General features: G+C 65.1%; 15 protein-coding genes. 3 read left to right on the top strand and 12 right to left on the bottom strand.

Annotated features, from left to right (window positions below; all coding sequences use genetic code 11):
• Positions 1–119: 119 nt before the first annotated feature.
• Positions 120–2,225, bottom strand: coding sequence for an aminodeoxychorismate synthase component I (gene pabB, locus D7Y11_RS06955; RefSeq protein ID WP_233607216.1), 2,106 nt, complete (start codon positions 2,223–2,225; stop codon positions 120–122).
• Between the two features lie 348 nt (positions 2,226–2,573).
• Here pabB and D7Y11_RS06950 point away from each other — a divergent pair, with 348 nt between their 5' ends.
• A complete protein-coding gene (locus D7Y11_RS06950; protein ID WP_126933296.1) occupies positions 2,574–3,149 on the top strand; it encodes a hypothetical protein in 576 nt (191 codons plus the stop codon).
• Between the two features lie 219 nt (positions 3,150–3,368).
• Here D7Y11_RS06950 and D7Y11_RS06945 read toward each other — a convergent pair whose 3' ends face one another.
• The 6 genes from D7Y11_RS06945 to D7Y11_RS06920 all read right to left on the bottom strand — a co-directional run bounded on the left by D7Y11_RS06945 (position 3,369) and on the right by D7Y11_RS06920 (position 9,808).
• Entirely contained in the window at positions 3,369–4,334 is a 966-nt protein-coding gene (locus D7Y11_RS06945; RefSeq protein ID WP_126933295.1) for a hypothetical protein, read from the bottom strand.
• Positions 4,335–4,669: 335 nt separating this feature from the next.
• On the bottom strand, positions 4,670–4,954 hold the full coding sequence (locus tag D7Y11_RS06940) for a hypothetical protein (protein ID WP_233607215.1): 285 nt from the start codon (positions 4,952–4,954) through the stop codon (positions 4,670–4,672).
• Between the two features lie 42 nt (positions 4,955–4,996).
• Positions 4,997–5,530: a hypothetical protein gene (locus D7Y11_RS06935; protein ID WP_126933294.1), complete on the bottom strand. Its 534-nt coding sequence runs from the start codon at positions 5,528–5,530 to the stop codon at positions 4,997–4,999.
• A gap of 22 nt (positions 5,531–5,552) precedes the next feature.
• A complete protein-coding gene (locus D7Y11_RS06930; protein WP_126933293.1) occupies positions 5,553–6,713 on the bottom strand; it encodes a hypothetical protein in 1,161 nt (386 codons plus the stop codon).
• A 176-nt stretch (positions 6,714–6,889) separates the two neighbouring features.
• Complete coding sequence (locus tag D7Y11_RS06925) at positions 6,890–7,819, bottom strand: DUF2381 family protein (RefSeq protein WP_126933292.1); 930 nt, start codon at positions 7,817–7,819, stop codon at positions 6,890–6,892.
• 9 nt (positions 7,820–7,828) lie between these two features.
• Positions 7,829–9,808 (bottom strand): serine/threonine-protein kinase, encoded by a 1,980-nt coding sequence (locus D7Y11_RS06920; protein ID WP_126933291.1) that lies wholly within the window; start codon positions 9,806–9,808, stop codon positions 7,829–7,831.
• A gap of 198 nt (positions 9,809–10,006) precedes the next feature.
• Here D7Y11_RS06920 and D7Y11_RS06915 point away from each other — a divergent pair, with 198 nt between their 5' ends.
• Entirely contained in the window at positions 10,007–10,258 is a 252-nt protein-coding gene (locus D7Y11_RS06915) for a helix-turn-helix domain-containing protein (protein ID WP_233607214.1), read from the top strand.
• Between the two features lie 138 nt (positions 10,259–10,396).
• The gene (locus D7Y11_RS06910) at positions 10,397–10,756 is read left to right on the top strand and encodes a helix-turn-helix domain-containing protein (RefSeq protein ID WP_120531744.1); all 360 of its coding nucleotides are present in this window, start codon (positions 10,397–10,399) and stop codon (positions 10,754–10,756) included.
• 59 nt (positions 10,757–10,815) lie between these two features.
• Here the strand turns inward: D7Y11_RS06910 and D7Y11_RS06905 are convergent, their stop codons facing one another.
• From D7Y11_RS06905 to D7Y11_RS06890, 5 genes are all read right to left on the bottom strand, one after another.
• Entirely contained in the window at positions 10,816–11,982 is a 1,167-nt protein-coding gene (locus D7Y11_RS06905; RefSeq protein ID WP_126933290.1) for a serine/threonine-protein kinase, read from the bottom strand.
• Between the two features lie 233 nt (positions 11,983–12,215).
• Positions 12,216–12,431, bottom strand: coding sequence for a hypothetical protein (locus D7Y11_RS06900; protein WP_126933289.1), 216 nt, complete (start codon positions 12,429–12,431; stop codon positions 12,216–12,218).
• Between the two features lie 29 nt (positions 12,432–12,460).
• On the bottom strand, positions 12,461–12,769 hold the full coding sequence (locus D7Y11_RS06895) for a hypothetical protein (protein WP_126933288.1): 309 nt from the start codon (positions 12,767–12,769) through the stop codon (positions 12,461–12,463).
• A gap of 228 nt (positions 12,770–12,997) precedes the next feature.
• Positions 12,998–13,141, bottom strand: a complete 144-nt coding sequence (locus tag D7Y11_RS43185; RefSeq protein ID WP_158641894.1) for a hypothetical protein — start codon at positions 13,139–13,141, stop codon at positions 12,998–13,000.
• Between the two features lie 414 nt (positions 13,142–13,555).
• The gene (locus D7Y11_RS06890) at positions 13,556–14,338 is read right to left on the bottom strand and encodes a UPF0489 family protein (RefSeq protein WP_126933287.1); all 783 of its coding nucleotides are present in this window, start codon (positions 14,336–14,338) and stop codon (positions 13,556–13,558) included.
• Between the last annotated feature and the right edge of the window lie 431 nt (positions 14,339–14,769).

Raw genomic sequence — 14,769 nt, 5'->3', positions numbered from 1 at the left:
ACGGTCACGGAAGCCCCGGCCGTCCAGCAGTGGAGGAATCGAGGGGCTTTCCCGACCACCCGGGATGCCACCGCCCCGGGAGCCCCACCCCGGAAGGCCCTTCCGGCCCCCTTTCGGGCTCAGTCCGCCGCCATCCAGGCCCCTCCGGGCTCGGGCAGTCCGTCCGGGCGCCCGAGCGCCGTGCACAGCGCCTTCAGGACCACGCGGGACTTGAGGAGCATCTCGTCCAGCTCGGCCGCCGGATCCGAGAGCGCGACGATGGCCCCTCCCGCGCCGATGCTCACCTCGCCGGGACGGACCACCGCCGTTCGGATGACGACGTTCAGGTCCGCCGCGCCGGTGGCGGAGAAGTACCCGATGGCGCCCGAGTACACCCCCCGGGCCTCCCGCTCCAGCCGGTCGATGAGCTCCATCGTGCGCTCCTTGGGGGCCCCCGTCATGGAGCCTCCGGGGAAGGCGGCGCGCACCGCGTCCACGGCCGTGAGCCCCTCGCGCAGGTGGCCCCGGATGGTGCTCACCAGCTGGTGCACCGTGGCGTACGACTCCACGTGCATGAGCCGGGGGACGTGGACCGAGCCCACCTCGCACACGCGCCCGAGGTCGTTGCGCACGAGGTCCACGATCATCAGGTTCTCCGCCCGGTCCTTCTCCTGGGAGCCCAGTTGTTGGCGCAGCCGTTCGTCCTCGTCCGGAGTGGAGCCGCGGCGCAGGGTGCCCTTGATGGGCTTCGACTCGACCCAGCGGTCGGCGTCCACTCGCAGGAAGCGTTCGGGGGAGGAGCAGGCGATGCCCAGCGCTCCCATGCGGAGGTACGCGGCGTAGGGGGCGGGGTTCAGCCGGCGCAGGCTCCGGTAAAGGTCCAGGGGCTCGACGTGCGCCCGGGCGAGGAGCTTGTTGGTGAGGCAGACCTCGTAGGTCTCGCCTTCGTGGAGCTGTTCCAGGCAGTGCTGGATGTCGGCCAGGTAGGTCTCGCGGTCCCTGGCGAGGCGGACTGGGAAGGGGGCTCCGGAACGGGGCTCGAGGGGCGCCAGCGGGGGCAGGGCGCGCAGGCTGGATTCCGTGGCGTCGAACCAGGACTGGACCTCGGCCGCCTCGTGTTCGGGGGCGAGCGCGACGAGATACACCGTGCGTTCCAGGTGGTCCCATGCCAGCAGGCGGTCCGCCAGGATGAGGCTGGCGTCTGGATCCGGTGAGGCATGCGGGGTGCTCGCGCCGCAGTCGTGCTTCAGCTCGTAGCCGAGGGAGCCCACGAAACCGCCCTGGAAGTCGAAGGGCAGCCCGGACGGGGCCACTCGCAGCCGTGTCAGCTCCTGCTGGAGGAACTCGAACAGCTCGGTGGAGTGCTCCTCTGTTCCCTGACTCCGGCGCACGGTGAGCCGGCGTGGGTTCACCTGGTAGTGGATGACGGCGCTGTGTGGGCCGGTTGCGTCCCCCATGAAGGAGAAGCGTGACAGGCCGGCCTCGACGCGGCTGCTGTCCAACCAGAAGGCGTGGTCCCTGCCTCCGAGGAGCGCGACGAAGGCCTGCTCCGGGTCGGCATCGAGCCGCAGCTTCCGGTGATGGACCCGGAAGATTCCCGGCGGAGGGAGGGGCGCTCTCTCCTCGGTCGCTTCAGGGCGGCGACTGGGACGAGGGGTGTGATGCTCGCGGCTCAGGCGGACGAAGTTGGCGAGGAGCTGGCGGCCGTGGGTGGTGGCGATGGACTCCGGATGGAACTGGACGCCCCAGCGGGGGAGGGAAGCGTGGCGCAGGGCCATGAGGACGCCGTCGGGGGACCAGGCGGTCTCCACCAGGTCCTCGGGCAGTGGCCGGGCGAGGCAGAGCGAGTGGTAGCGCACCACCTGGAAGTCCTGCGGAAGGCCCTGGAAGAGGTCTGTCCCCGTGTGGCGCACCGGACTCAGCCGTCCGTGCATGACTTCCGGTGCGTGCTGGATCCGTGCTCCGTGGACGTGGCCCAGGCCCTGGTGGCCCAGGCATACGCCGAGGATGGGGACGTCCGCTTCGAGGAGCGCGTCGCGGCAGACGCCGAAGTCCGCCGGATGGTCGGGACGCCCGGGGCCCGGGGAGATGACGATGTTGTCGAACGCGAGTTCGCGCAGCTCCCGCCACGGCCGCTCGTCGTTGCGCACGACGAGGGGCTCGGTCCCTCCGACCTCCGCCAGCAGCTGGAAGAGGTTGAACGTGAACGAGTCGTGGTTGTCGATGATGAGCGTCCGCTGCCGCACGGCGCGCACCTTACCGTGGGAGGCGCGACACGGAGACGGGTCGAGCACGGCTGCCGGGCGGCCGTACTTGGCGGTCCAAGGATGACGGTGCCGCGCGCCCTGGCGTGAGCGGATGCCTCGCTCGGGCTGCCGGGTCTGCTATCTTTCCTGCCATCGCACGAGTGGCGGAACTGGCAGACGCAGCGGACTTAAAATCATCAAGTCCCTTCGGGGGTTGGCGTGTCCCCTCGGAGAGGCCCTGGTTAGCGTCCGCTGGCGTCCAGTGGCGTCCACCCGCAGTGGGTACTGAATGGGTACGAAGTTGTCCGGTCCATGGATGTGATGCGGACGACTGGTACGGAGACCAAGATGGAACTTGAAATTGCGCCGGACGCTGTTGCTGCGCACGAAGCTGGGCATGCCATCGTCGCGCTTGCCTGCGGGATTCCAGTTAAGTGGGTTGAAGTGCGTACGACGCGCAATTCTCCTTCCAGCACGCAGTACGGATGGACCGAGGCACTTGAGGATAGTTGGATGGTCTCTGCTCCGCTACCAAAGGAGGCAAAGCTGGTTCGTCGTCTTGCCCTAAAAGCGGGTGGTCTCGCGGGTGAGCTCGCTGCAGACGTTAGCAATTCGGAGAAGTCCATTCGTGGCGCGGAAAGCGATATTCGCCAGATTGGCGCCGCTCTGTGTGAACTTGGGCTGCTTGAAAGAAGTGGGGCCAACACTCCCCCCGCCTTTATCAGGGCTGCTGTAGGTCGGTCTTTGCGAGTTCTTGAGCAGAATTTCAGCGCATTTGACGATTTGCGGAAACGACTTCTTGAGATTGGGCGAGTGGAATCGCCTACTATGCTTCCTACGTGGACAGATATTGATGACCAGGAGTTCATGGAGGAACTTGAAGAGGTCAACGTTCAATTGTCAGGAGTTGGTCGGCTTCCTTAAGACTCGATCCGATCTCGCAGTTGAGTGGGGTCCCCGGTGAAACCAGATCGGTTTCCCATCAGTGGATCCGTACTCAACGATTGCTGCGATTGAACGGCGGGCGTGGATCTGGCAGCAGTCAGTCGCTGCTGCCCGCGCGCAACCATCTGCTCAAGTGAACTTTCCGAGGACCAGTTCTCTTGAGGGGCGTAGACAATTCGCTGAGCGCAAGTTCCTCGATCAACGCGGAGAGATAGCACCTTGATGCGCTCGATCGCGCTTGGCCTCCTGTTGCTTCAAGCGTTTGGCCTGTTCCTTGACTCGCTTGGCCTCAAGTCGACGGCTTTGTGCTTTGGAAATCGTCTCAAAGAATTGCTCGTTTATGAGTAATTCTTGGAAGAATCGGCGTGCGGTCCCCTCCATCAGCGCAATGGCTCGACGGTCCTTTTTCTCCTCAAGGAACCGGTGGCCGTGAACCACGTCGTTCCGTCGCCGGTAGTGTCTCTCGTACGCTCGATTCCGATGCGGTTTGTTCGGGTTCAGGCGGCCTTGTTGGAGGAGGATCGCCTCTGCAAATTGGTCTTGGCCCTTGCCCTGCTCACTCTGAACAACCGTCTCAATTGAACGGCAGAATAGCTCGTATCGATCATCGACCATGTCCTGCTGGCAGGCTCGAAAAAAGGATCGAATCCCGCGCACGAAGAACTCATTCCTCTCCCAGCCCGGGGCGGTTAAGTCGATAAGCCGAGAGGTGATAGCAGGTAGTTTGTGGAAGTCGACGTGTAGGGGCCACCATGATTCTCGTGCGAACCACGGGTGGAGGGTTGAGAGCCCCTGGAGTTGGCGCTGACTGTCAGGCTGAATCAACTCGACCGTGATCACTCGGCGTGCAGTGCCCCAGCTAGGAAGCATCGATAGGGCGATGTCGACGAGTTCGAGTTTTCGTTCGAGTTCTTGGTCCACAGCTCCGATTACTGTGTCACTAACCTCCTGCTCAGCCCATACAACGAGGTTGGGCGCGTCCAAGGGTTCAAGAGCATCCGTGCCGTATGGCGTGGCGAAGATCGTGGGGATTGTGATGGGTGGGAGCGGCCAGTCTGTCGCGAGGTAGACATTCGGGGCTAGCTCCATCCGACCCGGGTTGGGTCTCATGTCTGGGAGACCGTCCACTGCCATCAAGGCACGCTTGATCATCTTTGTTGCCAAGACCCAACCTCCAATTGAGCGTTCCGCTCATTCTTTCGGGGCCCCGCGTCTGGGCGTATCGGCGAGATCAGGAGTGAAGCCCCTTCTTGGGAAGATTCAATAGGACGGAACGAGAAACGGCGGCCTGACCGAAGGGACTCGTCTTGCCTCTAGGGGAAATTATGGCGAAGAACCTGGGCGCGTACCTACGGGAACGTCACGCCGGAGAGCATGATCGTGCGCTGGCCGCCCGCGCCCCACAGCTTGAGCGTGAACGGCCCCTGCGCTGCGTTCGGCGTCGCGTCCGTTTCCACCACGACGCGGTCGAGCGAAGCGCGCGAGATAGAGGCCTTCTGTCAGACGGTCAGGATCTTCAGGGGCGTGCCCGCCTTACTCACCAATGATGCGCCTTCCGCCGTCCAAAGGTTATCGGTGTCCGGGTTTTCAAAGCTCGCTGCTACGTCCACGCGCACACGCACCTCCTTCTCACCGTGTGATTCGAAGGTGGTGCGCGTGTGCGATTTGTCTCCATCCGAAAGTGTTCCAACGGATGCGTCCAAGATCGTCCCTGTGTTGAACGACCGTTGCTGTTGCCGCTCGACCTTCTGACCGGCCTCTTCCTTCACCAGCTTGAATTTCATCGGGCCCTCTTGCACTGAGCTGCTGCTTCAGACTTCCTTTTGTCAGCGACGATTCCGTTCGAGAATCGCGTGCGCACGTCGAGGATCCGACGGGCGCATTTCCTGCGAGAGCAGCACTGCCTCAAGCCTGCGGGCCATCTTCTCTTCAAGAGGGAACGGGCCGTGCTCAAGCCTCGCCGTGTACTCGGCAAACGTGTACTGGGGGAATACCGCCGCCACGAGATCCTTAAGGCGTGGACATTTCGTCACTGGGGGAGCCGCTACGACCTCGCAGGGCCAGCCAACAGGCCACCGGTTCGTGCCGTCGAAGTCCAAGAAGTTGTAATTTTGCGGCTCTCGGCCCGCAGGAAGCGGCAGCAAGCGCACGGCCCCAACCACTCGACCTATAAACTCGGGTGAGCAGTAGACCGGACGTGTGGATTCTGGGACGTAGATCGCCAGCAACTGGTCGGCGCGCCCCTGAATCTGTCTTGCTACGCGGAGGAACTGCCCCTCTGTTCCTTTTGGCGTCGATACGTGCCCTTCTGAAGGATCCAGACCAAACATCGCTTTGAGGTGAGTGATTTTCATGGTCATCGAACAGCTGGTGGGTGGGCGTCTACTTAGTGGACTCCTCGAACCGAACGGGCGCCACAATCCCTGGCCAAGTGAGGACCAATCGCGCTGCCCAGCGACCGTCCACATGCTCCACGAAGTTCTGGTCGTCCGTCATTTGCCGACGCAGGTATGGACCAAGGTTCTTGCTGCGCGTTTTCGCCCCCTCCGCACGGATGCGCCGCTCAAGCTCGTGCAAGTCCAGGGGCTCCTGAGCCTTCATCAGGATGCGGTACGCGTGCTCCTTGAGCGTCAACCGGTGTGGGTTGGGTTTTAGGTCACGCGCGATCAGCAGCTCGGCCTCCTCCCTCTCCTTCTTCTTGTCCTCCAGCTCCGCGAAGAACTCGGAGATATGTGGCAGCACCTGCTCCCCGAGCGCCGCAACAGCCTCTTGGAGCTTCTCGCGGGATTTGGGGTGGGCCACGCCGAGGACCGCAGCTACTGCGAGCACGGCCTGGAGGGCTGGCGGGGCACGTCGTACGAGATCGAAGACGCCCTTGGCTGCCGCGACCGTTAAGCCAGCACTAGCGATGAGAAAATGCGTGCGTCCGATCTCCTCGCTGGCTGCTCGCGCGTAGGTGCGCAGCGTCTTAACGATGTCGTGATCCTTGGCTCTCCAGACTGGGTAGTCGGTGACTTTCCAGTGTTTGTCCAGAGACAGGATCGTATCCAGCTTGCGGTACTCGAAGGCTTGCGCGTACGGCACATCCTTGGGGTCCACCGCACGAAGCGCTTCGATGTTGCGGGAGGAGAGGTCGGGCGGATCGACGAGTTCGACGCGGGGGAGGAGGAGCTTCCTCGCCTCCTGGAGGCGATTGAGGGATCGTGAAGGCTTTACGAACCGACCAAGATGCTCGTCGTCAACTTCTTGGAGGAGGAATCTGGGCGCGAATGCCCGGATCATCCCTGCATCCACAGCTTCTTCCAGCGTCGTGCGGGTCTCAATACTCCGGTAATCCGCCTTCGCGCAGATCGTGGTCAGCACGCGGTTGGCGTCCACCAGCAATAGGACCGGATCGAGAACACGATGGCTCATCCCAGTGAAGGGAACGTTCGTTTTCCTCAGACGCGGAAGCTGATCGGAGGTGAATGGGCGGGCCGGATCGACGCGTTCCCCGAAGCTCTCCTTCGTTGTGGGCGATGGCGTCCTCGTGTTGTTGGGCATTGGCGGCAGGCTCCAGACGAAGAGATCCAGCACACAAGCGAGGGGCTGCGGTCTGTCCTCCGATGAGGATCGACCTTTGTAGAGTGAATATGCGTGCCAAACAAGCAAGCGAACAGATGGGTGGCGGCCATCGCGTTTGACGGGCGTGAATCGATGCTTCAGGGCTCACTGGGCACCTACGGGAACGTCACGCCGGAGAGCGTGATCGTGCGCAGCCCGCTCGGCCCCCACAGCTTGAGCGTGAACGGCCCCTGCGCTGCGTTCGGCGTCGCGTCCGTTTCCACCACAATGTGGCCGAACTGATCGCGAGAGATGGGGGCCTTCTGCCAGAGCGTCAGAATCTTCAGGGGTGCGCCCGCTCTGCTCACCAGCGATGCACCTTCCGCCGTCCAGGGGTGCTCGGCGTCCGGGTTCTCAAGCTCCACCGCTACGGCCACACGGGTAGGGGCGCGATAGCTCCAAGCCCGCAGTGTCCGGAGGGCATTGCCGGGATGCTGACGGACCTCCGTGTTGACGAGGAGGCGCTTCGCATTGACGCCCTCCTCATCCTCAATGACACCGTTGGCCAGAAGGCCCGCGATGCCGCCCGGTCCCTTCTGCTCCGCCCGCAGCCGTGCGTTCTCGTCCTGGCACTGCTGGGCCTTCGCTCGGGCCTCCTTCGCCTCCTGCTGGTAGGACTCCGCCGTGCGCGGTTGGCGCCACACCTCAATGACGCGCTCGGTGCGCGCGGGGTGGGCGACGAGAACGAAGGCTGCCCCGAGGGGAACCGAACCGTCCTGGAACCGTACCGTCAGCCGCAGGCGCTCGCCGGGCAGGATCTGCTCCGAGGGCACCAGCCGGAGCGTGCTTTGCCCGAGGTCCACGAGCGAGAAGCGCTCTTCTCCTTCGAGCACGACCTTCGCCGGGTCGAGGGCTGAGTCGAACTCGAACGTGGTGGACATGCGCGGGCTTATCTGGACCTCGGGCGTCGGCGTCGCCTCGGTGCTCTCGGTCGGGATCTCGATGTGACGCACCCCGAGACCTGAGGCCATGGGATGGCGTTGGGCGGTCGCGGCTCCAGACACGAGCAAGACCACCACGAGAAATGCGATGGGCGACGCGGGCACGTCCGGTCCTCACTCGAAGCGGCGCACGGCCTTCAAATCCAGGGTGGAGTAGACGAAGGCAGCGCCGGAATCACTGGTGGGCTCCATCTTCAGGAGTCCGATACGGCCGCCCTCGCCAACGAACTGCACGCAGACGGGGATGCGCTCATTCTTGGGAGTACGAGCCTCGGTGAGCCGTCCGTAGACCCGCTCCGGGCCGACGAGGAGCTGCCCGGAGAACAGGGTCTGCGGCGGCATGCGTCCCCACGGGGTCCCCATGCGAACCGTGGTCGTGCCCTCGCGGACCTTGATGTTTCTGGCGTCGTGGGGGCTCAGGTCGAAGGTGGCTGTAGGCTTCTCTCGGGTGAAAAGGCCAAGTTCTTCCATGGCCTCAACGGCCCCAGGAGGACACTCCTCGGGCGGAGGCGTTGGGCGCACCTGAGAGCCGGTGCAGGCCAGCTCCATGCAGGCTGCGATCCCCAGGCCGAGCGCCTTGCCAACGGCTCCTCCCCGGGGGCGCTGCGGCTCGGACTCGGGGGACACGCCGGTGTTCTTCTTCATCTTCACGGAAGCCTTCTCCTGGGAGAACGTCGCGGTGATGGCGACGGCCGCAAGGGTGGGCGCGCCATCGAGCGCGGCTGCGGCTGGGTCAGCTTCCGGTGGCATCCAGGGGGCCGCCACTTCCTGGCCGGGAGCCCAGAACGCGAGCGCGAACGCGGAAGATGCGGGTGGTGAGTTCGTGGCCACAATGGGATGGGGCTCCAGTCCGTGACGTACGGCAGGAGCGGGGGAGAGCATCAGGTTGCGCGCAAGCACCAGCACGCCCACGCTCAAGCCCACCAGCAGACCCATCCCGATCGCCACGCGCAGGGCATTGAAGTGACGGACTTGTATCGGAGACGGCGCAGGCGTGGGGCCGGGGCGTGCATGAGCTGGAGGCGGCAGCTCGGGCTGGATGGCCACCGCGTTTGAGTCCGGATCGTGCGCCCCCTCGGCGTGTGACGGACGCGGCCCCCGACGAGGCCGGGCCTTGCGCTTCTTCAGCCACTGCACCAACTCGTCTTCGCCCGCGTGCGGCACCGCCGCGAGCGTGGTGGCGGTGTCCGGGCCATAGGCGTCGCAGAGTTTCACGTCCCACGACTCGTCCGCCTGGGCCAGCAGGGCCTCCAGCTCTGCGCACAGCGCGTCGGCATCCGGGTGGCGCTCCTCGGGCTCCTTGGCCAGCAGGCGCATGCACACGGCACTCAGGGCCTCGGGGACGCGCGGGTTGAGTACGTGGGGTGGTTTGGGAGCGCGGTTGAGCACGGCCTCCACCCCTGCGGCCTCGTCCGGGAGGAAGGGCTGTCTGCCCGTCAGGAGCCAATAGAGAACGACGCCCAGCGAGTACAGGTCATCCGAGGGGCTGGGTTGGTAGGAGCGGCCACGCTCGTCGCCGTGCTCCTGCTGGAAGCGCCATGCCTCGGGCGCGCGGTACTCCGGGGTGCCCGGTGGAAGCACTCCACCGGTGATGCTCGGGGCGCTCTCGTACCCGCCCGCGCCGAAGTCCACCACCACCGCCTCGCCGTCCGAGGCGCGCTCGATAATGTTGCTCTCCTTCAGATCTCGGTGCACCACCTTCGCCCGGTGCGCGGCGCCCAGCCCGCGAGCCACGCCGAGCACCTTGAGCACGACCTCTCGGGCCGAGGGGTTCTCCTCCTTGGCCCATACGTCCAGCCTGCGTCCCTCCACGTAGTCCATGACGATGAAGAAGGATTGGGGCGCCTCGTCCGGCCACTGTCCGTGCCCACGGATGCGTACCAGATTGGAGTGTTTGAGCCGCAGGAGGATGGCCACTTCGCGCTCGGCCCACTCGGCCAGCCCCCAGAGCGGGATGAGCTTGAGCGCGTAGTGCCGCCCTCCACGCCGGGCGCGGTACACGGCACCGAAGCCCCCGGCTCCCAACTTCTCCTCCACCAGGTACCCGCCGATGTCCGTGCCCGGGGGGACGATGGGATGCAGACGCGGGCTCAAGTGTCCTCTCCTTCGGCGGGGCGTGTGGGGGCGGCGTTCCTGAACATGCTCTCAACCAGCAGTGGAACTCGTACGAGTTCCTCCCGCGAAGTGCGCGGGAGAAGGGTAAACCCTGCACGGATACTATCGTTGAACCTGATGGGCGGTATGCTCGGAGTGCCGCCCGCGCGGCATTCTCCTCTTTTCCCAGGTCTCCTCATGTCCGCGAAGCTCTCCCAGCAGATCGGAACCAATGTCCGCGCCGCCCGGCATCGCGCGGGCCTGTCGCAGGCCCAGGTGGCCGATGCCATCCACGTGCCGACGCTGGTGTTCAGTCGCCTGGAGCGCGGCAGGTTGCTGCCCAGCGTCCCCACGCTGGTGGGCCTGTGCGGTGTCCTCCATGTCTCGGTGGACTTCATCCTGTGCGGCAAAGCCCTGGAGGCCCCTGCTCTCGATGGCTCCGGCACATAGGGGGATGCGCCGCCACGTGACGGGGTGCGGATCGCGCATCGACATGATCGCCAAGATGCGGCAGGAAGGGGCGTCCCCGAGGCGCGAGCCCCCTGCCCGCGCCAGACCTGGTTCTCGGTGTTCCTGGTACCCCGACGCATGAACGAAGAACTGGCGACCCGTATTGGAAGTGCCGCCCGTGAGGCCCGGACGCAGCTCGGCCTCACGCAGGCGGAGGTGGCCGAGAAGCTGGGCCTTGCGCACATGGTCTACAGCCGCCTGGAGCGCGGGAAGATGCTGCCCAGCGTCCAGACGCTGCTGCGGATGTGCTCGGTGCTGCGCATCTCCTCGGATGAGCTGCTGGGGATCGCGGACGCGGAGGAGGGGGCGAAGTCCGGCAAGAAGGAGCGAGGGCAGGGCGGGGCGCCCAAGCTGCGTCAGCTCACCGGCCTCGCGCGCAAGATGGACGAGGACCAGCTCGATGCCCTCGTGACGGTGGCCCAGGTGTTGTTGCGCTGAAACGATGCGGGCCCACACCTGGGGCCCGCTTGCTTCCAGCAATGTTCGGCCGCCCGTTCTCACTCTTCGTTCGGTGCGGGCGTCGCCTCGTCGGCGTCCAGGCCCTCGGGGAAGATGCCTTCTTCGTCCAGCTCCACCCGGTCGCGCAGGACGGACGCCTCCGACAGCAGCCGCGCCAGCTCCTCGCTCGCCTCCTTCCTCCCGAAGGGCTGTGACTCCGCCGCGAGCGCCGCCCGCAGCGCATCGTGCATCTCGGCGGCCGTGGCGTAGCGCTCGGAGAGCTTGCGCTGGAGGGCCTTGTGGACAATGGCCTTGAGCACGTCCGGCAGGCCCGCCATCGCGTTCTCCACGTCCTCGGGGCGGTAGCGGCTGACGAGCGCGATCATCTGCGTGAGGGGCACCGAGGGCGTCTCCTCCGTCTTCACGTCCACGGTGGCGTTGGCGGCCTTTTCGTCCTCCACGTCGAAGAGGTGCTTGCACGTCAGCATCTCCAGGAGGACGAGGCCCAGTGAGAAGATATCGGACCGGCCATCCATGGGCTTGCGGTGCAGGTACTCGGGCGAGGCGTACGCCACGTCGCCCTTGAGCAGCAGGCCCGGCGTCTCCTCCCGGCCCACCATGAGCGAGTAGGTGGCGCCGAAGTCCGTCACCTTCACCTCGCCGCTGCGGGCCACGCGGATGTTCCGGGGCGCCACGTCGCGGTGGATGATGCCCAGCGGCCGGTTCTCCGAATCTCGCAGCGTGTGCGCGTGGTGCAGGGCATCAGCCACCTCGGCAGCGATGTAGAGGGCGAAGGGCGCGGAGAGCGGCTTCTCGCGCATGGTGGCGAGGCTGATGATGGTGTCCAACGTGGGGCCGTCCACGTACTCCGCGATGACGTGTGGCCGGTCGGCGTGGATCTTCAGGTGATGGACCTGGGAGATGGCTGGGTGGTGGAGGCGGAAGGCAAGCTGGACCTCCTCGATAAGCCGTTGGCAGCGCTCGAAAGTGACGGGATTGCGCAGGCGCTTGATGGCGACGTGCCCGGCGAGTCCATGGGGGAGGTGACGCTCGGCCAGGAGCACCACCTCGCCGTTACCCCGCCGCTCCAGCGTGCGGCTGGCCTCGTACGTGGTGGTCTCGATGGTGAACCGGAGCCGGGGGCGGGCACTCTCCAGGTCGGAACTGATCTCCGGCGTCGCGTCCTCGATCAGCGTTTCGTCGGTCGGCGTGCTGTCATCCGTCATGTGCGGCCTCCAGGTGGGAAAGGACGCGCGGCGGGCGCTGGCTCGGGCGTCCCCGCTCCCTGGTGGAGCCTCGGCTGCGGGGAAACGGGGCCGTCGGCTCTCGCGATCCAAGGTCTACTATTCATAAACCCAAAGGGTATTACAAGCGATCGCAGTGCTCGACCGAGCGCGTGCGGCGGTTCGTCTGCCCGCTGCTCGCGTTCTGCCGCTGCTCCATGCCCTGCGTCCCACCTCTAAGCACTGGCCGTAGGGAGCTTGAGCAGGACCGTGCGGTCCAGGAGCCGGATGAGGTCGCGCTCGTCCGCGTTTGCCATCATCCAGTCCGCGATCATGGCCTCGGGTGTGTCGCAGCGGTTCTTGCCGCAGGAGACGATCTCGCGCGTCAAGTGGTTCAGGTACAGGACCTCGATCTCACCGGTGCTCAACCGCCTGATGGACCACTCTGCCATTTGTCCTCCCGTGGGGCAGCGGTAGCGCGCTACTGCCGGTTGGGCTCGAAGTAGTACGATGGCTTGTTCCGCACGTCCTCCGTGTACACCTCCCAGGTCTCCTCTAGGCCGCGCGTGGTCTTGATCCGCTTCGTGACCATCTTCTTCAGCACGCAAAGCTGGAACTCGCCCGGGGACGAGAAGACGGTCTTTCTCGTGCGGACGAGGCCATGGTGCGGGAGCTGTTCCCCTGTGAGGGAGTCCCGCGCACCGGCGTACGCGAACTCGTACAGGCCGCGTTCCACCTGCGCGATGATGGTGCCCTGAAGGATTCGCTCCTGACCCCCAGAGCCACGCACGATGTAGGTCAATCGGTCCTTGAGTTCTTTGGCTTCCTGCTCACGTCGCCGGGCCTCTCGCGTCTTGGCTTCCGCGCGTCGCCGGGCTTCGCGTTTCTCCTCGCGGGCGCGGCGGCGAGCCGTGGGTGTGGCCGCGATCGCGTCCGCGAGTGAGTCATCCAGAGCGCCCAGCGCTGCAGCTTGGCTTCTTTCGTCCTCGGCCTCGTCCGGCTTGTTCGCACGTACAAACTACCAGGCGGCGGCGAGGTGGCGCTTGCCCTGCTCAACGCGAGCCTCCGCCACCCGGACCTTCAGATCCGTCACGTTGGAGCCGAGCCCTTCAGCGCGGGTGACGGCGGCCCATGCCTCGTCCACGTTCCCTGCGTCGAACATGCGTTGGGCAAGTTCAGCGGCCTATGGGCCCGCCTGTTCCTGTGCCCGAGCCTCCTGCTGGCGCTTGGCCTCGGCTTCCTGCGCGGCATGCTCGGCCGCCGCTCGGGTCTATGCGGTTCTGGCCGACTCCAGCAGGCTGTTGACCGTGGTGGACGGTGTTGTTGGGAGGGCCATGCGCCTCCAAAGCCACTCGATCCGCTCGTCCGTGGCCGTAGGCAACGGCTCAGGGGTTCCTAGTGGAGTGTCCACGAATGTCTTGGACATAATCGGGCAAAGTGCACTTCCACCTGCTCAGTGACTATTTCCACGTACTTCGTGGACAGTCCTCCAGCCAGTCGGATCGAGGGCGACTCGCCGTCGGCGAGCAAACGGACTGGAGTGACCTGCCCGTCGCGTGGTGAGAGACCAGCGTCATCACGTCAACGCGGTGGTTAGGTGCTGCTTCATTCGCTTGAGCAGAGATTCGCCCGTGACATTCGAGCCCTTATCACGGCCACTCTTGACGTACTTGGGTTCCGTCGCGATGGTCACGGCGACTGCGTTGCGCACCAAGCGGTAGAAGGTAGTCGGGTCGTCCGGCTCGATTGCTCTTTCCGAATGGAAGTAGTCGAGGTCGATGTCCAGGACGTAGGGTTCGGCCTCGACCCTCGGCACGCCGTCCTGCGCCGCCATGGCGTCGAGCGCTTTAAGTTTCTGGTCGAGGTAGACGGATTCAAGCACCTGCGCTGAGCGGCGCGACGTGCATTCGTCATCATGCGACGTCTTCATGCAGTCAATTGTGCAGTACGAACTCGTCTCGTAGATAACGCTGGGTTCGCTGTAGTTCTCGTAAGAGAGGTTTATCACAAAGCCGCGAGACAAGATCCGGGCCATGATCGCTGTCCGAACATGCTCGTCGTTGTGGAGCATGTCGATGGCGTGCATCACCGACGCCTCATCGTCATAGCGCAGATTGGCGATCATCCCGGGTAACATCGCCTCCATGGCCGCTACATTAGGAGGCTGGGGGAATTTACACGTGGCGTCCAATCGGTGCCGGTAAAACGGTTCATACGTGTCGGTGTGGTGGTCGAGCGTAAGCAGCACTGGTGCGGCGGTGAGGGACCGACGGATCTCCGCCCATGACTGCAGGACGTGGTGGTGCGACTCGACGACGTAGACGTCTTTATCTCCGATGGTGGTCTTCTCGTGGGGCATGATGGGATGCTCGCTTGCGGGAGAAGCAGGATGCAACGCCAGTGCGACTCCCCCTCCGGGGAGCGGGGTGGTCGCCCGGGGCTCGGCTACAGTGTGCTGAGTTCAGGCGAGACCGGGCACGTGCGCGCCGATCGACCTGACGTTCCAGCTTTGCGAGAACGGCGGCCACCCCGATGCGCACGAACGCCGACGGCGGCGCTTAGCGGCCGCATCACGGCCGCGTAGGCCGATGCACTGGCCAGCGGTCAGCGCGCCTTCAGCTACGGCGTACTCGATCGCACCGCCAATACTCCTGCGCGCATGCGTAACCGTCCGGCCAGTGACGTGCCGGGACGCTTGAAGACAGGCCCCGACCGTGCTCGGCGAGCGCCGCGAGGAGTGAGCTGTTCAGGGACTGGGCTGGAGGGGTGACTCGGGCGGGTCGGCGGTGC

Origin of the sequence: Corallococcus sp. AB018 (genome assembly GCF_003986945.1) — a bacterium.
In the GTDB taxonomy this organism is placed as follows: Bacteria; Myxococcota; Myxococcia; order Myxococcales; family Myxococcaceae; genus Corallococcus; species Corallococcus exiguus.
This window is presented reverse-complemented; position numbering and strand designations above follow the sequence as displayed.